General features: G+C 68.7%; 25 protein-coding genes and 2 pseudogenes. 15 read left to right on the top strand and 12 right to left on the bottom strand.

Translation table 11 applies throughout. The features are described from left to right. Window positions 1-21: 21 nt before the first annotated feature. From JAP66_RS22055 to JAP66_RS33505, 7 genes are read right to left on the bottom strand one after another with little or no spacing between them, the layout of a single operon-like run. Window positions 22-2,172: an amylo-alpha-1,6-glucosidase gene (locus JAP66_RS22055; protein WP_199433819.1), complete on the bottom strand. Its 2,151-nt coding sequence runs from the start codon at window positions 2,170-2,172 to the stop codon at window positions 22-24. Window positions 2,173-2,206: 34 nt separating this feature from the next. After that, entirely contained in the window at window positions 2,207-3,286 is a 1,080-nt protein-coding gene (locus JAP66_RS22060; protein ID WP_199433725.1) for a glycosyltransferase family 4 protein, read from the bottom strand. A 2-nt stretch (window positions 3,287-3,288) separates the two neighbouring features. Then, on the bottom strand, window positions 3,289-3,495 hold the full coding sequence (locus JAP66_RS22065; protein ID WP_199433726.1) for a TFIIB-type zinc ribbon-containing protein: 207 nt from the start codon (window positions 3,493-3,495) through the stop codon (window positions 3,289-3,291). Window positions 3,496-3,546: 51 nt separating this feature from the next. Next, window positions 3,547-4,218 (bottom strand): universal stress protein, encoded by a 672-nt coding sequence (locus JAP66_RS22070; RefSeq protein WP_199433727.1) that lies wholly within the window; start codon window positions 4,216-4,218, stop codon window positions 3,547-3,549. Continuing rightward, window positions 4,215-6,260, bottom strand: coding sequence for a glycosyl hydrolase family 65 domain-containing protein (locus JAP66_RS22075; RefSeq protein ID WP_199433728.1), 2,046 nt, complete (start codon window positions 6,258-6,260; stop codon window positions 4,215-4,217). The genes JAP66_RS22070 and JAP66_RS22075 overlap by 4 nt, the downstream gene beginning before the upstream one ends. Beyond that, entirely contained in the window at window positions 6,247-6,540 is a 294-nt protein-coding gene (locus tag JAP66_RS22080) for an HPF/RaiA family ribosome-associated protein (protein WP_199433729.1), read from the bottom strand. The genes JAP66_RS22075 and JAP66_RS22080 overlap by 14 nt, the downstream gene beginning before the upstream one ends. A 44-nt stretch (window positions 6,541-6,584) precedes the next feature. Then, entirely contained in the window at window positions 6,585-7,424 is an 840-nt protein-coding gene (locus tag JAP66_RS33505; RefSeq protein WP_443706214.1) for an Rv1733c family protein, read from the bottom strand. Here JAP66_RS33505 and JAP66_RS22090 point away from each other — a divergent pair. The 14 genes and pseudogenes from JAP66_RS22090 to fbp all read left to right on the top strand — a co-directional run bounded on the left by JAP66_RS22090 (window position 7,332) and on the right by fbp (window position 18,439). Beyond that, window positions 7,332-7,814, top strand: a complete 483-nt coding sequence (locus JAP66_RS22090; RefSeq protein ID WP_199433731.1) for an adenosine-specific kinase — start codon at window positions 7,332-7,334, stop codon at window positions 7,812-7,814. The two genes, JAP66_RS33505 and JAP66_RS22090, sit on opposite strands and share 93 nt — an antisense overlap. 78 nt (window positions 7,815-7,892) lie before the next feature. Next, on the top strand, window positions 7,893-8,837 hold the full coding sequence (locus JAP66_RS22095; protein WP_199433732.1) for a baeRF3 domain-containing protein: 945 nt from the start codon (window positions 7,893-7,895) through the stop codon (window positions 8,835-8,837). A gap of 182 nt (window positions 8,838-9,019) precedes the next feature. Further along, window positions 9,020-9,250 (top strand): hypothetical protein, encoded by a 231-nt coding sequence (locus JAP66_RS22100; protein ID WP_199433733.1) that lies wholly within the window; start codon window positions 9,020-9,022, stop codon window positions 9,248-9,250. A 17-nt stretch (window positions 9,251-9,267) separates the two neighbouring features. Further along, window positions 9,268-9,909 carry a PhoU domain-containing protein gene (locus JAP66_RS22105; protein WP_199433734.1) on the top strand — a complete coding sequence of 214 codons (642 nt, stop codon included), beginning with the start codon at window positions 9,268-9,270 and terminating at the stop codon, window positions 9,907-9,909. A gap of 250 nt (window positions 9,910-10,159) precedes the next feature. Further along, the gene (locus JAP66_RS22110; RefSeq protein ID WP_199433735.1) at window positions 10,160-10,729 is read left to right on the top strand and encodes a GNAT family N-acetyltransferase; all 570 of its coding nucleotides are present in this window, start codon (window positions 10,160-10,162) and stop codon (window positions 10,727-10,729) included. Beyond that, window positions 10,719-11,333: an archease gene (locus tag JAP66_RS22115; RefSeq protein ID WP_307849675.1), complete on the top strand. Its 615-nt coding sequence runs from the start codon at window positions 10,719-10,721 to the stop codon at window positions 11,331-11,333. The genes JAP66_RS22110 and JAP66_RS22115 overlap by 11 nt, the downstream gene beginning before the upstream one ends. After that, window positions 11,326-12,565 (top strand): annotated as a pseudogene (locus JAP66_RS22120) (RtcB family protein). Before JAP66_RS22115 ends, JAP66_RS22120 begins: the two are co-directional and overlap by 8 nt. Before the next feature lie 239 nt (window positions 12,566-12,804). Then, a complete protein-coding gene (locus JAP66_RS22125) occupies window positions 12,805-13,224 on the top strand; it encodes a CBS domain-containing protein (RefSeq protein WP_199433736.1) in 420 nt (139 codons plus the stop codon). Window positions 13,225-13,229: 5 nt separating this feature from the next. Then, window positions 13,230-13,856 carry a hypothetical protein gene (locus tag JAP66_RS22130; RefSeq protein WP_199433737.1) on the top strand — a complete coding sequence of 209 codons (627 nt, stop codon included), beginning with the start codon at window positions 13,230-13,232 and terminating at the stop codon, window positions 13,854-13,856. Window positions 13,857-13,932: 76 nt separating this feature from the next. Then, window positions 13,933-14,187, top strand: a complete 255-nt coding sequence (locus JAP66_RS22135; RefSeq protein WP_199433738.1) for a hypothetical protein — start codon at window positions 13,933-13,935, stop codon at window positions 14,185-14,187. Between the two features lie 52 nt (window positions 14,188-14,239). After that, entirely contained in the window at window positions 14,240-14,695 is a 456-nt protein-coding gene (locus tag JAP66_RS22140) for a pyridoxamine 5'-phosphate oxidase family protein (protein WP_235999248.1), read from the top strand. A gap of 34 nt (window positions 14,696-14,729) precedes the next feature. Then, window positions 14,730-15,428, top strand: a complete 699-nt coding sequence (locus JAP66_RS22145) for a response regulator (RefSeq protein WP_199433740.1) — start codon at window positions 14,730-14,732, stop codon at window positions 15,426-15,428. Next, window positions 15,418-17,154 carry a sensor histidine kinase gene (locus JAP66_RS22150; protein ID WP_199433741.1) on the top strand — a complete coding sequence of 579 codons (1,737 nt, stop codon included), beginning with the start codon at window positions 15,418-15,420 and terminating at the stop codon, window positions 17,152-17,154. Before JAP66_RS22145 ends, JAP66_RS22150 begins: the two co-directional genes overlap by 11 nt. A 139-nt stretch (window positions 17,155-17,293) precedes the next feature. Further along, a complete protein-coding gene (gene fbp / locus JAP66_RS22155; protein ID WP_199433742.1) occupies window positions 17,294-18,439 on the top strand; it encodes a fructose-1,6-bisphosphate aldolase/phosphatase in 1,146 nt (381 codons plus the stop codon). A gap of 1,638 nt (window positions 18,440-20,077) precedes the next feature. On the opposite strand, the gene JAP66_RS22160 is transcribed toward fbp, so the two are convergent. The 5 genes and pseudogenes from JAP66_RS22160 to JAP66_RS33270 all read right to left on the bottom strand — a co-directional run. After that, window positions 20,078-20,659 (bottom strand): CBS domain-containing protein, encoded by a 582-nt coding sequence (locus tag JAP66_RS22160; RefSeq protein WP_199433743.1) that lies wholly within the window; start codon window positions 20,657-20,659, stop codon window positions 20,078-20,080. A gap of 10 nt (window positions 20,660-20,669) precedes the next feature. Then, on the bottom strand, window positions 20,670-20,981 hold the full coding sequence (locus tag JAP66_RS22165; RefSeq protein ID WP_307849676.1) for a DUF1918 domain-containing protein: 312 nt from the start codon (window positions 20,979-20,981) through the stop codon (window positions 20,670-20,672). 105 nt (window positions 20,982-21,086) lie between these two features. Continuing rightward, entirely contained in the window at window positions 21,087-21,251 is a 165-nt protein-coding gene (locus tag JAP66_RS22170; RefSeq protein WP_199433744.1) for a hypothetical protein, read from the bottom strand. Between the two features lie 19 nt (window positions 21,252-21,270). Beyond that, window positions 21,271-21,528, bottom strand: coding sequence for a sigma 54 modulation/S30EA ribosomal C-terminal domain-containing protein (locus tag JAP66_RS32295; protein ID WP_307849677.1), 258 nt, complete (start codon window positions 21,526-21,528; stop codon window positions 21,271-21,273). A 6-nt stretch (window positions 21,529-21,534) separates the two neighbouring features. Then, window positions 21,535-21,615, bottom strand: a pseudogene (locus JAP66_RS33270) (hypothetical protein); the annotation flags it as partial. Window positions 21,616-21,838: 223 nt separating this feature from the next. On the opposite strand from JAP66_RS33270, the gene JAP66_RS22180 reads away from it, so the two are divergent. Next, window positions 21,839-23,578 carry a phosphoribosyltransferase family protein gene (locus JAP66_RS22180; RefSeq protein ID WP_307849678.1) on the top strand — a complete coding sequence of 580 codons (1,740 nt, stop codon included), beginning with the start codon at window positions 21,839-21,841 and terminating at the stop codon, window positions 23,576-23,578. Window positions 23,579-24,081 lie beyond the last annotated feature (503 nt).

A 24,081-nucleotide genomic window follows, 5' to 3' on the forward strand; every position in this document is an offset into this window, starting at 1 on the left:
TTGGGACCAAAGACCCTGTCCTCACCTGGCTTCGCTGGCGCGCTCGCCGTGTGCCGGCCGCGGCTGGGCGAACATCCGAACACCGATGTCGTCGAGCCCGCGTAGCCGTGCGCCGCCGGTGGTGACATCGAGGCTGACGTCGTGGTCGCTGAGCCCGAGGCGGCTGATGCTCAGTGGCAGGTAGCGCTCGGGAAGGACGGGATCGCACCACAGGCGACCGCTGGGAATCTGCGGGTCGAAGCGGAGCAACGTGCGCAGCAGGTGTAGCGGGGTCGCCGCGGCCCAGGCTTGCGGCGTGCACGAGGTCGGGTAGGGCACTGGTGGATCGAACTCGTCACGGGGAAAGCCGCAGAACAGTTCGGGCGGCCGGTGGTCGAAACAGGTCGCCGCGTCCAGGATCGCCTCGGCGACGCGCTGCGCGTGCTCGACGAACCCGTATCGCATGAGCCCGGCAGCGCAGATGGCGTTGTCGTGGGGCCAGACCGATCCGTTGTGGTAGCTCATGGGGTTGTAGGCGGTCATCGACGTGGCGAGGGTGCGGATGCCCCAGCCGCTGAACATCTCCGGCGAGAGCAGGTGCTGCGCGACGGCGGGCGCCTTGTCGTCATCGACGATGCCGGTCCACAGGCAGTGGCCGATGTTCGAGGTGAGCGAGTCGATGGGGCGCTTCTCGGCGTCGAGGCCAAGCGCGTACCAACCGCGCTCGGGAAGCCAGAAGGCCTCGTTGAACGCGCGTTTGAGGCTCGTCGCCTTATCCTCCCAGTGCCGTGCTGCATCGAGGTCGCCGGCTTCGGCGGCGAAGTGCGCGCGGGCGATGTAGGCAGCGTAGGTGTAGCCCTGCACCTCGGCCAACGCGATGGGTGAGTGGGCGAGGTCGCCGTCGGCGAAGGTGATGCCGTCCCAGGAGTCCTTCCAGCCCTGGTTGGCCAGCCCGTGCTCAGTGGCCCGCTGGTACTCGACGAACCCGTCACCGTCGAGGTCACCGTGGCGTTCGATCCAGTCCAAGGCTCGGTCGGCATGCGGCAGCAGGGCCTCGACCTCGCGTTGGTCCAGGCCCCAGCGGCGCAGTTCGCCGAGCAGCATGACGAACAGCGGGGTGGCGTCGGCAGTGCCGTAGTAGATGTTGCCGCCGCCGAGGGCGAGGGAGGCGGCGGGGCCGAACCGCATCTCGTGCAGGATCCGGCCAGGTTGCTCCTCGGTGCGGGGATCGACGGTCGTGCCCTGGTAGGCGGCCAGTGTCTGTAGGGTGCCCAGGGCGAGCCGCTCGTCCAGTGGCAGCAGCATCCAGGAAGTGAGCAGCGAGTCACGGCCGAACACGGCCATGAACCAGGGCACGCCCGCGGCGACCACGGCGCGCTCGGGGTGGCGGGGGTCGAAGATGCGCAGCGACCCGAGGTCGTCGACGCTGCGCTCCAGCGCGGCGGCCAGGCCCGCGTCGCTGGTGCTGACCTCTGGGCCGCGGCTGCGCCACTCGCGCAGGCTGCGGGCGGGCAGGGTGTGCTCAACGGGGTAGCCGCACGGGTGTCGCAACGGCATCGGCACACCGCCGTCGATAGGCCTGGCTTCGACGCAGGTCGCCCACTCGCTCCGCGGTGGAATCAACACGTCCCAGTTCAGCGTGGTCCCGTCCATGACCGGGGCGCGCAGCGCCGTGACTGCCACCCCGTGGATGCGGTCGGCTCGGCGACGAGTCAGCTCGAGGATTCTCCCCGTCCTGCTGACGGAGATGTTCTCCGCCGGATGGGCGCGGCCCTCCTTGACCTCGAACAGATCCGCGAAGTCGGCCCACACGTGCAGGTCCACGGCGCAGGTGGCGGCGGTGGGGCCGACGTTGCGGATCTCGATGTCTTCCCGCATGCCGTCACCGACATACCGCCTGACGATGACCAGCAACGAGCTGTCCGCGTGGCCCGGCGCGGGAGGAACTCGACCGAGGAACGTTGCGGCGAAGGGCTCGTCCAGCACCGCGGTGAGCGGCTCGGGCCGCCTGCCGTCAATACGCAACTCCCGGGTTGACAGAAACCGGGTGTCCCGCGCGAAGAGCCCGTGCGCGTTGCCGGGCAGGATCGCGCCGTCGCCGGCGCTGATGCAGAAGGTGGACCCGTCGATCACTGTGACGTGGCCGTCCGTCGACCTGCGTCCGGCCGGTCCGCCCGTGCTCGCCCATGGCATCGTCACAGCCAGGACCTCCAGGCACACTGTCGGGTCAAGCCTCGAGGACGGGTACCGCGTCGAGAGGGCGCAAGGCCCGCTCCGCCGCCGGGAACCGTCTCGTCAGAATCGAACGATAGACCTGCTCGTGGTCGCGTACCATGCGCTCGAGCGAGAACCGCTGTTCGGCGGCTGCGCGACACCGGGCGCGATCGAGGGCGCCGAGGCGGTCCAGGGCGGCGGCCATCTCATCGTCGCCCTCGCACAGGTAGCCGGTTCTCCCGTGGTCGACAATCTCCGGGGCCGCGCCACGGGAAAAGGCGAGCACCGGTGTCGCGCAGGCAAGCGCCTCAGCCATCACCAGGCCGAACGGCTCCGGCCAACCGATTGGGTTGACCAGCGCGTCGGCGTGGCGCATCAGCTCGAGCCGACGTGGCAGCGGCTGCTCGGCAGGCCAGTCGTCGCCCGCCGAAAGCAGCGGGCGCACCTCCCGCTCGAAGTACTCTTGCTCCGCTCGCTCGCGAATCTTGGTAGCCATGATGAGCGTGCGGCCCGCCCGTTTCGCGATGCGCACCGCCCGGTGTACGCCCTTGTCAGCGCACATCCGGCCGACGAACAGCAGGTAGCCTCCGCCGCCGGGCCCTGCCCGGTACAAGTCGAGATCGATCCCGTGGTGCACTACCGCGGCGATCGGAATGTCGCCCGCGGCCAGCGCCTGTGCGTGAGATACAGCCACGACCGCCGTGTGGCGGGCGATCTCACGGAAGACCCGGCGGCTGACCGGGGTGAAGGGTCCGTGGTGGGTGGTCACCACCGGTGGCGAGCCCAGGCGGCGGTGTGTGGCCAGCAGCGGCCCGAGCATCGTGTGGTCGTGGATAATGTCGGCGTCCGACAGTTCTTCGTAGGCGGCGAGCACGTGGGCTGCCTCGAGCAGGCTGTCACCCATGGGCTCTGCCGCGACCGGGTACAGGCTTCGTCGATGCACGGGTGTCGTCGACTCGCCGACGGTGAACAGCTGGACGTCGTGCCCGCGGGCGGCCAGGCCACGGGCAAGGTTGTCCACCACGACTTCGGTGCCCCCGTAGGCGGGCGGAGGCACGGGCACCCACGGGGGCGCGATCAGCCCGATCCGCATGCTCAGCCTCCCGTTGCTCGGTGCATCGTGTCGGCACGGGCTATCCGTCCGAGCTGGAGGTGCCAGCACGCCCCGCACGCAGTGCAGCAGAAGTTCGTGCGCTCGGCGTCGACGACCGCCTTGATGTCGGCGGATCCGCAGTCCGGGCAGGTCTTCACGGGTTCGAACGCGGGCCCGAAGTCGAGCTTGGCCCGGTAGGTGAACGACATGTCAGGCAGCAAACGCGATATTCGTGATGCGCGGACAGGGCCGAACGTCACTCACGGAAAGGCCAACGGGACCAACATGACCGGCATGTCGGCGTGGGCCACCGTCGCGCGCACGGTGCGTGCCCGTCCCGCGTCGAGATGTTGCGACCAGCCGAGCGCGATCAGATCCGCGCCCTCGCTGACGGCCACGTGCACGACGTGCTCTCCGGGCACGCCGTGGCGCAGTTCCAGCCGGATGTCCCGCGGTGTGCTGCACCGGATCCGGAACTCATCCTCCCACCCTTGGCGCGCATGCGCGGCCTGGTCCCAGAACAGCGGGGTGGTGGCCTCGTCGAAGACGTGCAGGATCACGAGCTCGATCCCGGCGTCGGCGAAAAGCCGCATCGTGTCCCCGACCGCGGCGGCCGCTTCCGCGCTGCCGTCCAGCGGCAACAGCACCCGGGAGATCGCGGGCCCGTGCACTGCGACGAATCCCGGCGGAACGACGACGATCGGCTTGCTCGAGTGGCTGGCGATCCGCCACGACGGCGCATCACGCAGGAGCACACCGACGGCGGTCTCCGGTCTCTCGAGCGCGTCGAGCAGGGCCGCCGCATGGTCCTCGACGGTGAGATCGACCTCCACGGTCCGCACGTCGGCGCGGAGCACGGTCGCCATCGCGGTGGCCACGCTGGACACGGTGTCCCGGCATTCCCGGCTCGACGCGGCAAGCACTTGTGTCATGGCACTCGTCCCGTCGGCAGCCGGGCATGCCCGGTTACACTGCGGACCTCGGATCCCCGCAGGCAAACCCGCAGCGGCGCGTCGACGTCGATGTCGATGACATCCCGCGTGATGTCCAGTCGGACGCGGTGTCCCAGACAGCAAAAGCTCACGCCGAGGCTGCCCCAGTCGCTCGGCAGGGCCGGATCGAGATGCAACACGCCCCTGCGTACGCGGACGCCGGCGAAGCCGAACAGCAGCGCCTGCCAGGCGCTGCCTATCGTGGCCAGATGCAGCCCGGCGGCCGTGGTGCCGGTCAGATCGTCCAGGTCCAGGCGCAGCGCGATCCGCAGCAGCCGCAACGCCTCGTCCGGCTGCCCGGCCCGCGCCAGCAGGGACGCGGTGATGCCCGGTGACAGGGACGAGCCGTGCGCGGTGCGCGGCAGGTAGAAATCCAGGTTCGGGCGAAGCGTTCCCGGCGCGGTCTCGTCGGGCACGAGGTGATGCAGCATCAGGACGTCCGGCTGTTTGCTGATCTGCGACGCAGCTATGCGTTGCGGGCCCAGCAGGACATCAGCGGCCACGGGTGGCCGAGCGAGGTCGGCGATGAGGAGCGGTTCCAGCCCGAAGTACCCGGCGAACTGCTCGTACAGGCCCGTGGCCGCGTCATGGCCGTCCACGATCTTCGCCGCCAGCCCGCGGAACGTGGCGCCCTCGTCGCCGCCGACCAGGTCCGCGGCAGTCCGTAGATTCCAGCGCGCCATGACATTGGTGTAGGCATTGTCCGTCACCGACTCGTGGTACTCGTCCGGGCCGATCACGTCTTCGAGGTGGCCGTGGCCGTCGCGATCCAGCCGAACCCGCGACGCCCAGTAGCGCGCCGTGTCGATCAGCAGCGCGCGCCGCCGCCCGCGCAGGAACCGCCGCTGGCTGGTCCACTGTGCACAGTGCCAAGCCGCCCATGCCACGTCGGCGGTGATATGTTCTTCGAGCGTTCCGGTCTTGATCACAACGGGCTGCCCTCCGAGGTCGCCCGACGTCGGCGTGACGTCGTGCCCGTCCGCCGCGGACTCCCACGGAAACCGCGCACCCCGATAACCGGCGGCGCGCGCCGCGGCCCGCGCCGCCGGGAGCCTGCGCACGCGGTAGTCGACCATCGCCAGCGCGAGTGCCGGGTCCATGCTCACCACAGCCGGTAGCACGAACACGTCGGCGTCCCAGAACACATGACCGGCATAACCGTGCCCCGACAACCCACGCGCCCCGACGGCCGCCTCACCCTGCCCGCCGACATTGCACCACAGTTGAAACAATGCGAATCGGGCCGTGAGCTGCACATCCGGGTCGTCCGGGATGCGCACGTCTACCGCCGCCCAGCGATCTGCCCACACCGCGCGATGCTCGGCCAGCAGCCGGTCGAACCCCACCCGCCGCGCGGCCTCGACCGCCGCCTCGACGACCTCGATGCCACCCGTGCCGTAGGCGGCGAACCGCTCCACCGTCCGCGTGCCACGATTCTCGCGGGAATCGTGGATTGCCACCGCAGTGATCCCTGCGTCGCCGCCGACGCGCGCCCAGCATCGGCCCTCCTCCCCAGAGCCGCTGCTCATCGGCTCGTCACCGGGCGGCCGCAACCCGGCACCAGCACGAAGCCGCGTGGTCGCGGCCTCGGCCCGCAGCACCATCACCCCTGGCCGGTGCGCGGACACAAATCGCAGGGTCCGCACGGGGCAGGGCGCGCCGAGTTCCTCGCGCACCAGCACACCGCTGCGCAAGTCGAGCACGCGCCGGTCCGCCACCGGCGCGGGAGCGATGTCCAGCTGCGTCCAGTCGGGTCCCGGCAACAGGCGCTGTCGGGGCCCCGTGCCCGTGTACACGCCGGCAACCAGCACGGCCGGGCCGTCGCCCGGCGACTCCTCGACCGCGCCGCGGGTCGCGTACCCGCCGGCGCCCAGCGTGAACAACGTCTCGTCCACGCGGCGGCGCACCGGATCCCGGGTCGTCTGCTGAACCGTCCACGCGGGGTCCTCGCGCGGACCGGCCAGATCATCAACCGCTGTCATGTCCGGAATGCGGCCGCGAGCGAACCCACCGGGCCACGAGCTGAGCCTGCCCGGTGATCTCGTCGTACACCCGGTCAATCGCGGCCCTCGGGGTGCAACCCGCGGTCGCGGCCCGCACTGCCCGCCCGGCCAGCACCGCCGTCACCTCGACCCGCATGCCGTGGCCATCGCGAGCCACCTCTACTCGCAGGGAGTCCAGCGGGTGTTCGGCCGCCAGGCACCGCAGCTGGTCCAGGGCGTAGCCGACGACCACCGGATCCACGCGGCCCCGGGTGGTCACGTGTACGACCGGCTGATCCTGCCCCGTGGCTGTTGTCCCTTGAATCACGACCAGCTCCGATCCTGCTCGATGCGCTCCCACTCGCGCGCCCACTGCGCGTGTCGCAGTCGATCAAGCCCCTTGCGCGTCAACCAGAATCCCGCGGACAGCACCACCACCGTGGCCAGCCAGATCGACACCGCGGCGCCCACGGCGCGGCGGGCCGCGTCACCTGGTGTCGTAGGAGCCGACGTCAGTTCACCATTGTCGTCGAGCCAGATCGGCACCTCACTGCCTGCCGGTGTGTCATAGTCGGCGCGAACGAAGCCGGTGCGCTCGCTGCCACCGGACAACACCCACTGCACCCGCACCCGCGCCCCAGACCTCGACACGGCGCGGGTATCGCCGTAGGGCCGCGGTGGCGCGTTGGCCAGCAGGACAGCCGTGCCGCGGTGTCGACTGCTCATCTCCTGGCGGGCCGTTTCGAGTGCCTGCGCGCGGGTCTCCGACCCGGCCGACGCCGCGAAGGGAACTGCCAGCAGCGCCAGCAGCATGACCGTCAGCAGCGCCACGGCCTCCACACGGTCACTGCCACGTGCCAGGGGGTTACGCCCGAGGTGCATGAGGCGCCACAGACGCTGGAGCCGCAGCAGGTGCGGCGACGAAGCAGACATGGCGACCGACCTCCTTGCACAGCATGGCTCCACTGGCAGCGTCCTGCGGCACACCAGGCTGGCGAAGGGCCTAGAGACCCCTGAGGGCCGGGACCTTCGCCACTGAACGCGGCCACGCGCGCCGCCCACACTGGGCACATGGCCATCACAGCGGTCAGAATCGACAAACCCGAAGATCTCAACGTGATCGTCGGGCAGGCCCACTTCATCAAGACGGTCGAGGACCTGCATGAAGCCCTCGCTGGTACCAGCCCACACCTGCGCTTCGGGTTGGCGTTCTGCGAAGCGTCCGGGCCCCGGCTCATCCGCCACTCGGGGAACGACCCCGAATTGACCGAGCTCGCGATCAAGAACGCGCAGGCGATCGGAGCCGGCCACTCGTTCATCGTGTTCCTGCGCGAAGGCTACCCCGTCAACGTGCTGGGAGCCATCAAACAGGTCCCCGAGGTGTGCACCATCTTCTGCGCCACCGCCAACACCGTCGAGCTCATCATCGCCAGCACCGGGCTCGGGCGCGGCATCGTCGGCGTCATCGACGGCGCCGCATCGCAGAGCGTTGAAACCACCAAGGACCAGGCCGAACGCAAGGCCCTGCTGCGCCGGATCGGCTACAAGCCGTAGCGAGGAAGCGGTGACGAGCCGGTAGGCAACGGACCGAAGGGAGCCGCTGTCGATCTGTTCTCCCGACACGACCTGACCATGCTGCTCGACCAGCCACGGTCGCAGTGCGTATCGCTGTACCTGCCCACACACCGCGCGGGCCCGGAACCGACAGGACCCCATCGACCTGACGAATCTGATCCGTCATGCCGAGGAGGAACTCGTACGCAGCGGGCTTCGCCGGCCGGGGCCCGCGACCTCCTCCAACCAGCCCGCGCACTCGTCGCGGATGCGGACTTCTGGCGATCTCGGGACGACGGCATTGCCATATTCCTGCGCGCGGGCTGGTGGCGGGCCTTTCGGCTGCCATTGGCTTCCGCCGAACTGGCCATGGTCTCGGATCGGTTCCACGTGTTGCCGCTGCTGCCGCTGTTCACCGGGGACGGCCGGTTTTTCGTGCTCGCGCTGAGTGAGAACGAGGCGCGGTTGCTCACCGGCACCCATTCCGGTGTGGACGTGGTGACCGTGCCGGGTATGCCGCACGGCGTGAAAGACGCGCTGCGCTACGACGAACCTCAGAAGACACGGGGCCACCACCTCGGGCAGCGCGTGGGGGCGAAGGTGCGGACCGTGTTGCACGGGCAGGGCATCGGCGCGGAAGTCCCGAAGGAACGACTAGGCCGCTACCTGCGGGCCGTCGATGACGCGGTACACACAGGCCTGCGGGGGCAGCACACTCCCCTCGTGCTGGCCGGAGTCGACTACATCCGGGCGGCCTACCGCAGCGTCACCGCCTATTCGCATGTCCTCGACGCCGGCATCCCCGGCAGCCCGGACCACGTGCCGGTGGCGGAGCTCGGCGCGCTTTCGTGGGCCCTGGTGGAGCCGGTATTCGCCCGCAGACGCGGCGACGCGGCGGCCAGCCTCGAAGAGGCGCTCGGCACGGGGCTGGCCTCCCATGACCGCAACGATGTCATCGCGGCTGCCGAAGCCGGCCGTGTCGCTGTCCTGTTCCTCCCCACCGGAGCCACCGTGCGCGAGTAGGACCGGCTCGAATCGGTCGCCGCCCACACGATCCGCGCCGGTGGACCGTCTATGCCGTCCCCGAAGCGGACTTGCCCGGCCGAGCGCCGATCGCGGCTCTGCTCCGTTACTGAGTAGTCGGGAAAGGTGCCGAAGGTCCCGAAACATCCCGACCGAGCGTCCCCGATGGAGGAGAAAGCCCCATGCACAGCGTGGACGCAACGGACCTGGACCAGTTCCGCACTCAACCACCGATCAACATCGCCACATCGGCCGACGCAGCGATACAGCATGCCACGAACGCCCTGCTGGCAGGCGACATCGCGCTGGCCAGAGAAGTGATCGCCGAAGAAAGAGCCCTCCTGCGCCGCCACGACATGCTCGACCGCACGCACTCGGGGCGCTCGCCAGGCCGCGGGGCACCGCAGATCTGAGCACGGTCGTCACCGACATGCACAGGAGGATCGACCTCGAACGTATGGTCACCCTCGCCCGACGGATCGCCGAGCTCGTGTGCCACCGCCACCCACGCCCGATCATCCCCGGCGAGCTGCACACCACCGTCACCGCGATGGGCCACCTGGCCCGGCTGCTCGCCGCCCACGCCCAACGTGCCGCCGTCGCAAACGACACGGTCGCAGCCCAGCACGTGCCGCACGAACGCGATGAGATGGGCCGGCTGCTCGTGTCGCTGTACCGGCAGCTGTTCGCGGGCGGTCGGCAACCCGGTACCGACCGGGCAAAGGACCTGATGCTGATCGGGCGTTATTACGAAGGTTTCGCCGACCAGGCCGTGTCCCTCGCGCGCCATCGCGCAGATGACGTGTTTGCGCCGGCTCTTACATCCACAGTGGACCAGAGGCGCACGCTGAGCGGAGATCCCTGTTCGACAAACAGGGGGATGGCGGTGTCGAGCGCTGCCCGCTCGGTGGCCTCGATGTCGCGTCGGCAGCCTTCCCGCGAAGGGCGAGATATCCCCCGAGCGGAGGGCCTTCGCGCTCGTCGGCATGGTGAGCTGGCGCGGCCTGCTGCGCGCCACCACCCGCAGCGCCCGCGACGCCCAAACGAAACGGGACTGGAACAACAACGGTAACAGCCTGTTGGTCCATGATCAGCAGTGTCAGGGCGGGTTCACAGCACCCGGGCACTGCGGTGGGACATCACTTCGGCGGTGCCTCGGTCGCAGGCGAACTGCGGCGAGGCATGCCGCCGCACCGGTGACCTCGACAGTCCAGCCGGGGAGTTCCACGTGGTCCCAACCTGGTCACATCGGTGACTCGCAAAGGCCGTCGAAGGACCTTCGTCCCTTTTCCGACCCGGCCGACTGACGTAGGACCACTGGTATGGACTCTGCGCAGCATGCCGACGAGATCGCCCCGGGAACGCCGCCGCGCGAGTTCCACCGGACCGTGCGGCTCCGGGACGGGCGCGAGGTCACCGTGACGCCGCTGACTCCGGCGGACGCCGGTGAGCTCGGCACGGCGTTGCGACAGGCCGACAGGGAGACGCTTTACCGCCGGTTCTGCGGGCCGCCGCCACAGGTGACGGCGGGTTTGCTGCGGTACCTCACCGAACTCGACTACGTGCGCCGGTTCGCTTTGGTGGCCCGCGACCAGGACGGGCACGGGGTGGCCGTCGCACGGTACGAGGCCACAGGACAGCCCGGGATCGCCGAGGTCGCAGTCGCTGTCGACCCGGCCTGGCGGCGGGTAGGCCTGGCAACCGCATTGGTGCGCCTGCTCGCCGAGGCGGCCCTCGCGCGTGGCATCACCCACTTCGCCGCGACCTACCTCGCGGACAACCGTCCCGTGGCCGACCTGCTCAACGAAGCCCACGCCAAACAAACCATCGCCGCGGGAGTGGCCGAAGCCGTGGTCCGGCTCCCCCAGCAGGAAGCTCGTCATGACACATGACCTCCGCGCCGGTCACCGGGACGCGGCGCACACCGCGGATCTGCGCATCGAGGCGTGGGCCCCCACCCGAGAACGCTGCATCGCCGAAGCCGTCAGCGCTATGGTCGAAAGCTTCGCGGGTGGGTCGCTGCCGACACCGAACTCGACCATCGAGTGCAACGTGACGGGCAGCACTGACGAGAACCTGCTCGTCGCCGTGCTCGACGAAGCCATCTACCGCATGGAAACGACAGGTGAGATCCCTACCTCGACCGAGATCCTGGCCACGCCCGAAGCGGTGCGGGCGCGGTTCTCGACAGTCGAGGCCGCCACCGTGATCCCGACCGGCTCGATACCAAAGGCTGTCTCCCTGCATGAGCTGCGCGTCGAGCCGAACCCGGATGGCTGGTCGTGTTCGGTCACCATCGACGTGTGGCGCCATGGAACTCATTGCAGAGACCCCGTACCGGTTCCGCATCCCCCGGCCTGGCCGGATGCGAGTACCGGGCATCGTGTACGCGTCCAGCGCACTGCTACCGGATGTGCACGCGGACAAGTCGCTGGAGCAGGTGGCGAACGTCGCCACGCTGCCAGGCATCGTGCTGGCCTCCTATGCGATGCCTGATGTGCACTGGGGCTATGGCTTTCCGATCGGCGGAGTAGCCGCCACCGACGTCACCGACGGTGGGGTGGTCTCACCTGGCGGGGTCGGTTTCGACATCTCGTGCGGTGTACGACTGCTCGTCGCCAGACTCGATCGCGATGAACTGGCCACCCGGCTCGCTCCGCTCATGGACACGCTCAGCCACACCGTCCCCCGCGGGCTGCACCGGGGCAGTCCCTCGAAGCTGTCGGGCCGCGCGCAGCTGGAGAAGGTGTTGCTCGGCGGCGCGCGCCACGCGGTGGAATCGGGGAACGGCGTAGGTCGTGACCTGCAACGCTGCGAGGACGGCGGCGAGGTCGATGGCGCTGACCCCGGCCAGATCAGCTTCCGGGCCTTCGAGCGAGGGCTCGGTCAACTGGGCAGCCTCGGCTCCGGCAATCACTTCCTCGAAATACAGACCGTTGACGGGGTCTACGACGACACCGCCGCAACGACGTTCGGGCTCCGCCGCCATCAGGTTTGCGTGATGGTCCACTGCGGTTCGCGCGGGCTCGGGCACCAAGTGTGCATCGACCACGTGCGCACCATGGAGGAGGCGATGGCCCGCTACGGGACCTGGGTGCCCGACCGGCAGCTCGCCTGCTCACCCGTCGAATCCCGCGAGGGGCGCCTATCTCGGGGCGCTGGCCGGGGCGACGAACTACGCTCGCGCCAACCGGCAACTGTTCACCGAGACCACGCGGCGCGCGTTCGAAGCGCACGCGAGCGCCGGCCTGGACTTGGTCTACGACGTGTCCCACAACCTCGCGACGATCGAAACGCATGAGGTCGGCGCGCGGCCTCGCCGATTGTGCGTGCATCGCAAGGGCGCCACCCGGGCTCTCCCGCCCGGCCACCCCGATCTGCCCGACGAGCTCGCCGGCACCGGTCAGCCGACCCCCATCCCAGGTACCATGGGTGCCGCCTCCTACGTGCTCGCCGGCGTGCCCCGATCGCCCGCTTTCCACTCCACCTGCCACAGCGCGGGCCGGACACGCAGCCGCCACGCAGCCACCCGCGCGACCAGTGGGCACGCCCTGCTTGCCGAACTCGAGTCCCGCGGCATCGCCGTGCGCGGCACGTCCTGGAAGGGACTCGCTGAGGAAGCACCCACCGCCTACAAGGAGGTCACCGCCGTGGTCGAAGCCAGCCAAGGGGCAGGTCTGTGCCGCAAAGTCGCCAAGCTCGTCCCGCTCGGCGTGGTCAAGGGCTGACGGTAGGCGCAGCTCAGAGGTCGTGAGTGAAGAGCCGGGTTCTAACCCTGCTAAACACTCACGACTGGTGACCAGCGAAGACACCGACCCGTCGGCAGCACAGCCTCGTTAGGGACCTTCGTCAGTTCCCTCCCACGTGAAGAGCCCCCGGACGGCGGGGACTTTCGCCCCTTCCGCACCGTTGGTCGGGCGGAGCATGGTGCAGCTACACCGCTTCCAGCACGGTTGAGGAGGTCACCATGACTGCCGCGAAAGACATCATGCACACGGGTGCCGAATGCATCGGCGAGCACGAGACCCTCACAAACGCGGCACGGCGGATGCGCGAGCTCGACGTGGGCGCGCTGCCGATCTGCGGCGGCGATGACCGGCTGCACGGCATCATCACCGACCGCGACATCGTGATCAAATGCATTGCCGAGGGCCACGACCCGAGCGCGACCACCGCGGGCGAACTGGCGCAGGGCAGGCCCTACACAGTCGGCACCGAGACCGACACCGACGATGCGCTGGCCACCATGGAGGAGCACCAGATCCGCCGGCTGCCGGTCATCGAGAACCACCGGCTGGTCGGCATGATCAGCGAGGCCGACCTGGCCCGGCACCTCCCCGAGGACACCGTCGGCCGCTTCGTCGAAGCCGTCTGCGCCCAGAGCTGATCATCATGAGTTCCCCCACCGGTTCTACTCCGGCCCACACGGAAGCCACCATGCTGGCCGACCGATTCGCGCCCCGGTACGACGTCATCCAGGCTGAGCATCTCATCGTGAACGCCGAACCCGCACAGGCCTATGCCGCCACGCGCGAACTCGACTTCACCGACATCCGCAGACCACTCGTGACAGCCGCCATGTGGGTGCGGGCCCTTCCACAACGCTGGCGCCAGCGCAAGCAAGGACCGCCTCGCCAGCCGAGCCGCATGACCTTCGACGACATGGCCACCGGTTCCGACTGGGTCATCCTCGGCGAGAGGCCGGGCTGCGAGATCGCGGCAGGCGTCACAGGCCGGTTCTGGCGGCCGGTCGTGCAGTGGCGGCACGTCGACGCCGAGGCGTTCACCGAGTTCGACGAACCCGGCTACGGCAAGATCGTCATGTCGCTGTCCGTACACCCTTATGGTGCCGCTCGCTCCCTCGCCAGCTACGACATCCGGGTCATCCTCAACGACACCCTGAGCAGGACGGCGTTCGGGCTCTACTGGAAGACCGTGTCGCCGTTCGTCAGGGCGATCCAGAAGGCGACCCTCGACACGATCAAAGCCCACGCCGAACACCCGGCAAAACAGGGCTGAATCGACAGCACGTGAAGCCCGTGACGCACCAGCGCATCCGCTCGTGCGTGCCGAGCACACGTCCCATCAATGGCTCGTGGCCGTCGGCGAACAACTCGTCACGCACGACCGCCACTACAGATGCCGCTTCCTGCGCTCTGGCTACACGCTCTTCGTGACCGCCTCACCGTCGAACAGGCCGCGCATCTCGCCCGCCCAGCTGCCCGAGCTGCCGCGCGGCACCTACTTCGTAGGCTGGGAACCCAGCCGGTTGCGCGCGCTGAAGATCTCCGCGAGTGCACTGACCAGCACCGTCCGCGCCCTCGCGCGCGGCGCTGAAGAACCCCTTTGACGAGCCGCCCAGGAACCGCGGGGCCCGTGCGGCGTGGGAAGCACGCCAGATCATGCCGGCCGTGGCGGGTGACGCTGACGTGCACCATGCGACTCGACTCCTGTCGGTGACGCACTCGCGGGCGTCCAGGTGGGGGCGGACCGTGTTCATCGAGAACGCGTTGCCCGCCATCCGGCCGGTGAACTTCGCGCTCCGCGACGACACGATCGTCATCCGGCCCGTGTCCGGCAGCGAGCCCGCCACCGCGGTCCGGAACACGGTCGTGGCTTTCGAGGCCGACCAGTTCTCCGCGGAGCTCCAGACCGGCTGGAGCGTGAGCGCGCTCGGCCACGCCAAGCATGTCCGCGACCGGGCCGAGCTCGACAAACTGGCCGTGCTCCACTTCCGTCCGTGGAATCCGGTCGATGCCGAGCTCCATATCACCATCAGCATCAAGCTGTTGACCGGGCGGCGGAGCCCGCAACCACGCGCCACACGACAGCGGCCCTGGAGCCGCGTAGCCTGGTGACGCGGACGTACCGTCCGCAAGGTGGTGGTGCGACATGATCACAGCGTTCGTCGTCGATGACCACGAGGTCGTACGGCGTGGCGTGGTGGACCTGATCGAGGCTGACCCAGAGCTGGCCGTGGTCGGTGAGGCCGCGACCGCCGCAAGGGCGATAGCCCGGATCCCGGCGCTGCATCCGGACGTGGCCGTACTCGACCTGAGGCTGCCCGACGGCAACGGGATCGAGCTGTGCCGAGAACTCCAGTCCAAGCTGCCAGAGCTGAACTGCCTGATGCTGACCTCATACACCGACGAAGAAGCCATGCTCGACGCCATTCTCGCCGGTGCCAACGGCTACGTGGTCAAAGACATCGAGGGACTGCAGCTGGTCTCCGCGATACACGACGTCGGGTCCGGGCTGTCACTGCTCGACAACCACGCGGCAAGAGCGCTGATGACCAAGCTTCGCGAGGAGGCCGACGCCGATGATCCTTTCGCCAGCCTGACGGAGCGTGAACGTACGCTCCTCGAGCTTATCGGTGAGGGTATGACGAACCGGCAGATCGCTGAACACCTTTACCTGGCAGAGAAAACGATCAAGAACTACGTGTCACGCGTACTCACCAAGCTCGGTGTCGAACGTCGCACCCAGGCCGCCATATTGGCCTCCCGGCTGCATACACGGCGCCAGGCCGCCCTGACAGACCTGGAATTCCCGGCGCTGCGATGGCACGCTAAACCGGATGACCGGTAACGCGGACTCGAAAGGAGATGCCGGCGAGTCACCACCGCGGGATATGTTGCCCCAGCTGCGATCGCACGGGCTTCTCGGTGAAGTACACGACCGGATCGACCAAGCCATCAATACCCGTGACCAGCTGGATGGGCTGCTCGAGGCGATGCTCGCGGTCGCCTCGGGCCTGGAACTGGACGCCACGCTGCGGCGCATCGTGCACGCCGCGATGGAACTCGTCGACGCCCGCTACGGCGCGCTCGGCGTCCTGGCCCCGGACGGACACGGCTTGGCCGAGTTCGTCTACGAAGGCCTCGACGACATCACCCGGGAGCGAATCGGCCGCCTGCCCGAGGGCCACGGACTGCTCGGCCTGCTGATCGAGCAACCCAAACCGGTCCGGCTGAACGAGCTGTCCCGCCACCCATCGTCGGCGGGCTTCCCGAAGCACCACCCGGACATGCACACCTTCCTCGGCGTACCCGTGCGGGTCCGCGACAAGGCGTTCGGCAATCTCTACCTCACCGAGAAAGCCAGCGGTCAACGCTTCACCGAAGACGACGAGGTCGTCGTCCAGGCACTCGCCGCCGCGGCCGGAATCGCCATCGAAAACGCGCGGCTGTACGAGGACGCGCGGCTACGCCAACGATGGCAGGAAGCCACCAGTGAGGTCCGCGCGGCCCTGCTCGCCGCCGAGGACCCCGCCGACGTGCTGCAGCTCATCGCCGAGTGGGCGCTGAGTCTCACTGGTGCCGACTACACCTGCATCGCCCTGCCCGAGGACCCCGAGCTACCCGCAGAGGAGGTCACCGCGCTCGCCGTGACCGTCTGTGCCGCGCTCGACGACAACGACCTCAGCGGACAGGCCATCCCGGTCGAGGACTCGACCTGCGGCGCCGCATTCCGCGATCGCATCCCGCGCCAGGTGCCAGCGCTGGAGTTCGACCTCGCGTGCGGGCGCGGCCTCGAACTCGGGCCCGCGCTTGTGCTACCCCTGCGCGCCGCCACCGATACGGTCTCCGGCGTGCTGGTCACCGTCCGCAAGGCAGGCGGTACACCTTTCGACGCCGAGCAGCTGCCCCTGGTGGCCTCGTTTGCCGACCAGGCCGCGCTCGCCCTGCACCTGGCCAACAACCAACGCCGGCTCCGCGAGCTGGAAGTCCTCGACGACCGCGACCGCCTCGCCCGCGACCTGCACGACCACATCATCCAGCGCCTGTTCGCGATCGGGCTGTCGCTGCAAAGCACCCATCAGCGCGCCCGCTCCTCCGACATCCAACGCCGGCTGGCCGGCACCATCACCGACCTGCAACACGTCGTCAGCGACATCCGCAACACCATCTTCGACCTGCACGGCGGCCTCGAAGGCACCACCGCACTCCGCAAGCGGTTGCACGACGCCGTCGACGAACTCACGGCCGATACCGGGCTGCAGACCATCATCCGCATGTCCGGCCCGCTCAGCGTCGTGCGCTCCGATCTCGCCGACCACGCCGAAGCCGTCATTCGCGAAGCCGTCAGCAATACCGTCCGCCACGCCCGCGCCAGCACGCTCACCGTCACCGTCTCCGTCGACGATGACCTCGTCATCGACATCGCCGACGACGGCATCGGCATGCCGGACGCCACCGCCCGCAGCGGCCTGCACAATCTCGACCAGCGCGCCCGCGACGCAGGCGGCGCTTTCGCCGTCACCAGCGCGCCCGATGGCGGCACTCGACTCAACTGGTCTGCCCCCTTGCCCTGAGCCACCCCGTGCTTCCCAGCCCCGCGAGGACTTCCGCCCCTATCCGAGGGAAGCGGGCACGGCGAGCCTGGCGCCATGGCCGATGCGGAACAGGGTACCGCCGACAACCTGTGATAAGTCACCGAAGGAGCATGCTGCCATGACCACGTTGAGCATCATCAAGGCCGACACCGGAGGTTTCGTCGGGCATTCGGCGGTCCATCCGGACATGCTCGCCACCGCGCAGGACTGGCTGCGCACGGCGATCGGTGATCGACTGTTGCTGGACGGGAAGGTCGCCAGCTGTGGCGACGACATCTCGCTGATCATGATCCACGAGCACGGCCCCGACAGCGAGAACATCCACGAGTTCGCCTGGAACACCTTCCGCGCCACCACCCAGGTCGCGAAACGGCTCGGCCTCTACGGCGCCGGCCAGGACCTGCTCTCCGACGCCTTCAGCGGCAACCTCCGCGGCCTCGGCCCCGGCTATGCCGAGCTGGAGTTCACCGAACGTCCCAGCGAACCGGTCATCTGCTTCCTCGCCGACAAAACCGAGCCCGGCGCCTGGAACCTGCCGCTCTACAAGATGTTCGCCGACCCGTTCAACACCCCGGGCCTGGTGATCGACGAGAAGATGCACGCCGGGTTCTGCTTCGAGGTCTACGACCTCTACGAGGAGAAACGTATCAACTTCGACTGCCCAGCCGAGCTCTACGACCTGCTCATGTTCATCGGCGCCCCCGCCCGCTACGTCGTGCACGCCGTGGAATCCAAGACGCTGAGCGAGCAGGGGGCCGCGACCTCGACCCAGCGGCTATCGCTCATCGCCGGCAAGTACGTCGGCAAGGACGACCCCGTCCTGATCGTGCGCTGCCAGTCCGGGCTGCCCGCCGTCGGCGAGGTACTCGAACCCTTCTCCTTCGCCTACACCGTGGCCGGGGCCATGCGCGGCTCCCACCACGCACCGTTCATGCCGGTGAGCGTCGAACACGCCCACCCCAGTCGCTTCGACGGCCCACCCCGCGTGGTCGCGCTCGGCTTCCAGGTCCACGACGGCACGCTCCTCGGGCCCAGGGACCTCTTCGCCGACCCGGCCTTCGACCGTGCCCGCGACCAGGCCAACACCGCCATGGACTACCTGCGCCGCCACGGGCCGTTCGAGCCGCACCGGCTGCCGCTGGAGGACCTGGAGTACACCACCATGCGGGCCCTCGAGAAACGCATCGCTGAGCGCTGGCAACCCATGGCCGACGCGGCTGCCGTCAGCCTCGCCACTGAGCCTACGAGCGCGACGACCGTGTGAGCCGCTGAGTCAAGGTTTGCAGCGACTCGGAGCACGATCGGGACGGGTTCCGGGGCGCGCAGCTGCCGGGCCCGCACCGGCAACCACGCCAGGTCGTGATCGAACTTGTCCCTGGCGTCAGCGAGCGTATCCGGCGCGGGCTCTCGCTTGCCGCCCCGCAGCACGCACACCAGCAAGGGCTCCCGCCCCGCGTCGAACCGCAGCTCCCCCAGCGCGTCGAGATGCTCCGCGGGAAGGCCCCAGCCTCTCCTGCAGGCACGCCAGCTCGCCGTCGTCGAGTGAACCTCTCCAGGAGCGCGAGGCAGTTACAACGGCCAGCCCCGCGGACCCACGATCCTGTGGGAGCTTGCGCGCGAAGAGGCTGAACGTCGCGGGCGCGGTCATGCCACGACGCAGGTAGCTGACTGCCATCCTGACCTCGTAAAGATCGGTGTGCAGAGCCGTCATACCCGCGACGAGAGGCCGGGCCCCGGCTTGTCGATGAGAGGACCGGGCAGCCCAGGCGGGACTTTCGGCCCTTCTGAGCGCCGCTGCTGCCCCAACCTTCGGCGCTCCGGTACCGATGTGCTCGACATCCGCCGGCGACCCGCACGAGTACCGCGTCCGCGACGCCAGCCAGATCGACATGGAAGGCCACTACGGCGCAGCGCGCACGACTGCCCCGAATACAAGGTGACAGCCGTGCGGCTGGCGAGGACCTCCGGCCCTAGTCCGGCCTGAACGCGGCAACCAACAGTGGAAGGGCAGAGGCCCACATGGACATGGGAAGTGCATCGTGAGGGCCACCAATCTGACCCACCACGACTATGTCGAACTCGTCGCCTCACCGGACCGCAGCCACATGGGATCGGTGTCGATCGACGGGCACCGCCCGATCCTGCTCGTGTGGTTCATGGCGGACAACGGCGACGTACTCATCCCCACCGGCGAGAACCGCTCCCTGGTCCGAGCAGCCACGGGAAGCCCGGTGACCTCGAGTTCACGCACCATGATCAGGACGGCCACACGGGCTGGACGATCACGGCGACCGGGCTCGCCCATCCACTGGGACGGCACGACCGCCCCAAGCCCGTTCCCTACACCAGGGGCGCACTGGCCATGCTCGACGCCTTCCAGAACGGTATCCGGGTGCGCGTAGCCCGACTGGGCGGCCACCGCACAGCCGACGACCACGACATTCCGGCCCAACGGCGCACCGACGTCGAGGCCTCGTGAACGTCTCGAGATCGCGGCCGGTCGCGTCGCTCGTGCTCCTGCGCGGGTACAACACGGTCATGCTCTGGACCACGTCGCGCGTTGTCGTGGCCCAGACCCCTGCCCGGTGCGCCCCACGGAGGCCGCTCATGACTTCCGTGGGGCGCACGACGCAGGGCTACTGCTAATCCTCTGCTCGGCCAGCCGCCGCACTGCGACACCGAGCTTCTCGTCGCCACCGATGATGATCACGTGCCGGGTCGTCGCCTCTTCGGCTGACCTGCCGCGAGCCGGGTTCCAGGGGCACCAGCGGCGCAACTCGGTGAACAGCGACAGCGGCTCGACCACACCGTGTTGATCTTCCTTGACCAGGAGACCGGTGTCGTCGCCGTGACCGCGACGACCGGCCGGGTCATCACCTCGGCGACGGTTGGACCACGCACGTCATACCTCCACGCGCTTGGTTGACAGCTCGGTGCGGATTACGCCAGGCACGGTTCTGGCCAGCGCGTGCAGCGTGCTCTGTTCGGCGGCGTCGGCGAACTCGCCGCGGATCGTGGCAATCCCGCCGACGACGTCGACCGACCACTGGCGCTGGTGTCCGGCATAGTCAGCCAGCACCGCGCGCAACTGGGCGGCGATCGCGTCGTCATGGCGCACCAAGGGACGCAGAAGGTCCCGTCGGCTGATCACGCCGATCAACACACCGTCATAGACCACGGGAAGACACCGGAGCCGGTCGGTGAGCATCTGCCGACCAATCCGTGTGATATCGGTATCAGCGGTGATGACCTCGACCGGCGCGGTCATGACCGACGCCACCGTGCGGCTGGCGGGCGGTGGTCCGGTGGTCGCGCCGCTCACGAGGGCATCGGTCTCGGTGAAGATGCCCACAACCTGCTCATCGTCATCGACCACCGGCAACGCGGCGAACCCATGCCGGAGCAGGAGCGCGATCGCGTCTCTGATCGACGTGTCCGGGCGCACGGTCACCACCGGCCGGGTCATGATGTCTCTCGCGTCCATGACGGGCTCCTCACCCCACTGGGCTGCTGCGCAGGCTGTGGTTGTGGATGGCGCGCTGCATCTCGTCGATCCGGCGGCGCTGCTGCTCGTCGGCCACGGCCTTTTGCTCGGGAGTCAGCACGATCGCGTCCGGGCCGGGAAACACGAGTCCCTCGTGATCGTTACGCAACCACTTCACAAGATAGGGCGGTGTGCCGTCGGCTCCGCGCACTTCGAGAACGAGGCCCACCTCATCCGGACTGCCCACCAAGGTTCCCTTGATCACCAGCCAATCTCCTGATCGTGCCAACATGTCGCGCCTCCGCTCGATCGTCGGCGACATTCCTGCCGACGAAACTACGAGGGGACGGGCGCCGACGCTGCCTGCGTTGGTCCTCAGCCGGAAGGACCTTCGACACTGGCCGGTGTGCGGCGGCATGCCTTTTGATCACGCCATGTTTGGATCGCGCGCGGCGCCCGGACACGTGGCCAACACGAGGTCGTTGTCGAGCAGCGCTGTCGTGACGCGCTGCATGGCGTGGTGGATGAGCTGGGCGAAATCGGCCAGCCATTCACGGAATCGGGCGAGCTCGTGGTGGTAGGCCTCACGCATGATGGCACGCCCCAGCTGGTCAGGTGGCGGGTGTGAGGAGTCCGTAGTGCCCGTCATACCGGTGGTAGAGCACGCTGCCGCGGCCGCGGTCGGCGTCGAGGAAGAACAGGAACGGCAAGCCGGTCAGATTGAGCCGGTCAACGGCTTCCCCCGTGGTGAGCAGCGGCGCGGGCTGTGCGCTGATCGTCACCGCTAGCTGGAACATGCTCAGCTGCCCGTGTTTCAGTGGCGTCACCTGGGCCAGGCGATAGCCGGTTGCGCCGGCGCGGTAGAGCACGCTGTCCTGCCCGGTGCCGGATTCGGTGAACAGGTGGAAGTCATAGTCGAGCAGGTTATGTCCAGCGCGGCGGCGTCGACGGTGCAGCGCGTCATGGTCAACGACTTGTGCCGGACGACCTCACGGTCGGCCTCCGGGCGGGGAAAGTAGCTGGGCCGGTGCGTGGGCCCGGAAATGTGGCTCCACTCATGCGGTTCAGCCGAGGGCGTCCGGCCTCGGCGGGCCTTCCAGTACTGGGCAACGCGCTCCAGTGGTGCCGCACCTTGGCATCAAGCCGATCAGTCGCCTCCTCCGCGGTAGGTGCCTCGGCTTGCGCGCGCACCAACCGACCGTTGACATCGAGATTCGCCTGCGCCACCACCGGCCGCGACATCGCCGGGTCACCGCGCTTGGTCAGCCGCACCCGCGCAGCGAGCACTGGCTCGGAGCAAGGCGAACCAGCTTGCTGATCCTCTCGCGCATAGGCTGCCGCGCCGGGCGGGAATTCTCCGCGGAGTGTCACGTTCACGTCGACCGGTACGGTAGTTTTGGGTCGGCGCATGGCACGCGCTCCTCCCAACGGGGTTGTCGTTGTGCCGTGAATCCTTTGCTACGCCGCCCCTCCGATGTTCACCTAGGGTCGAAAGGCCACCGTTCGCGCACGCCATGCGGGGACCAATGGCCCTTTCACGACGACCTCAGCGAACGACACCATCGGCCCATGCCTTTCGTCGATCGCACCGACGCCGGACGGCGGCTGGCCGAACAGCTGGAAAAGCTCCGCGGCGAGAACGTCGTGGTTGTCGGCCTGCCCCGCGGTGGCGTGCCCGTCGCCTTCGAAGTCGCCCGCGCACTGGATGCGCCGCTGGACGTGATCGTCGTACGCAAGCTCGGCGTGCCGTTCCAGCCGGAGCTCGCGATGGGTGCCATCGGCGAGAACGGCGTGCGCGTCCTCGACACCGATATCATCCAGACCTGCCAGATAACCTCCGAAGAACTCGACGGCATCGAAGCCACCGAACGCACCGAACTCGACCGCCGCGCTCGCCGCTTTCGCGGCGACCGGCCACGAACACCGTTGCAAGGCCGTATCGCGCTCATCGTCGACGACGGCGTCGCCACCGGCTCCACCGCCCGTGCCGCCTGCCAGGTGGCCAGAGCACAGGGCGCGGAACAGGTCATCCTGGCGGTGCCGGTCGGAGCTCCCAGCGCGGTCGCAGCCCTGGGCCAGGAAGCCGACACCGTGGTCTGCCTGGAGATGCCGTCGTGGTTCTATGCCGTGGACCAGTGGTACGACGACTTCCGGCAAACCAGCGACGAGCAAGTCGTCGACCTGCTGCGCCGCTCGGCCGAACGCGCAGCCGCCCCCGAACCGGCAGCGGTAGGTGCGGCCGATCCACCCGCAAGGGATGAGGTCGAGGTGTTCGCCGGTATGATCCCGCTGGCCGGCCACCTCACCATCCCCGGCGACATGGTGGGACTGGTGGTGTTCGCACACGGCAGCGGCAGCAGCAGGCACAGCCCCCGCAACCGCCATGTCGCCCGTATCCTCAATGACGCCGGACTCGGGACCTTGCTCTTCGATCTGCTCACCTACCGCGAAGAAGTGGACCGCCGCCTGGTTTTCGACATCGAACTCCTCGCGGGCCGTCTCGTCGACGCCACCACGTGGCTGCGCAACCAGCCCAGCTGCAAGCACACGCGGATCGGCTACTTCGGTGCGAGCACTGGCGCCGCCGCGGCACTGTGGGCCGCCGCCGACTCCCACACCGATGTCTCCGCCGTCGTTTCCCGCGGCGGCCGCCCCGACCTCGCCGCGGAGCAACTGCACTGGGTGCGCACTCCGACCCTGCTCATCGTCGGCAGCCGGGACCACGCCGTGCTCGACCTCAACCGCCAGGCCCAGGAACACCTGCGCTGCGAGAACCACCTCGCCGTCGTTCCCGGGGCCACCCATCTCTTCGAAGAACCCGGCACCCTCGACCACGCCGCGTACCTCGCCCGCGACTGGTTCCTCACCCACATGGCCGGCGCAGCACAACCGGTGCCTTCCGGACGCCCTCAACCGTAGGCGGCGAGCTCCGCCAACGGCTCCGCGGGGCAACCGCCCGATCGCGCCGGGAGTCACGCTGTCCGTGACCACCATGCGCGGCTCGGCGATATCCTCGAGCCCGAACCCACCGAGCCACTCGACGACGCCTACCCCACCACAGTCGGCCAGGCAACGGCCTCACCTCGGCCACTGTCACGGCGTCATCGACGTCGGCTCCCTGGGCAACCCGCCGCAGCGCATCTGGCACCACGGAGATCGGACGCCGTCGGCGTGCGCCGAGGACCAGAAGCCCACGAAACAGGGACCTTCGGCCCCATATGACAGCGGTGGTGCGACGGCGGGATGCTCGTACTGCCGGGGAAACCCGGTGACTCGCCCGAGGTGGATGGTTGGTGGAGTCTCTTGAGCCTCGATTGACCCATCGTCGCAAGACGGGGAACTTCCGCCCCGGACGGGCCTTTTTCGTGCGCGACGGCCACCCAAGCCAAGGTTCTTGGCTCTGTGCGCAGACCGGCCACCAG

This window comes from Qaidamihabitans albus (assembly GCF_016464705.1).
Taxonomy (GTDB): domain Bacteria; phylum Actinomycetota; class Actinomycetes; order Mycobacteriales; family Pseudonocardiaceae; genus Qaidamihabitans; species Qaidamihabitans albus.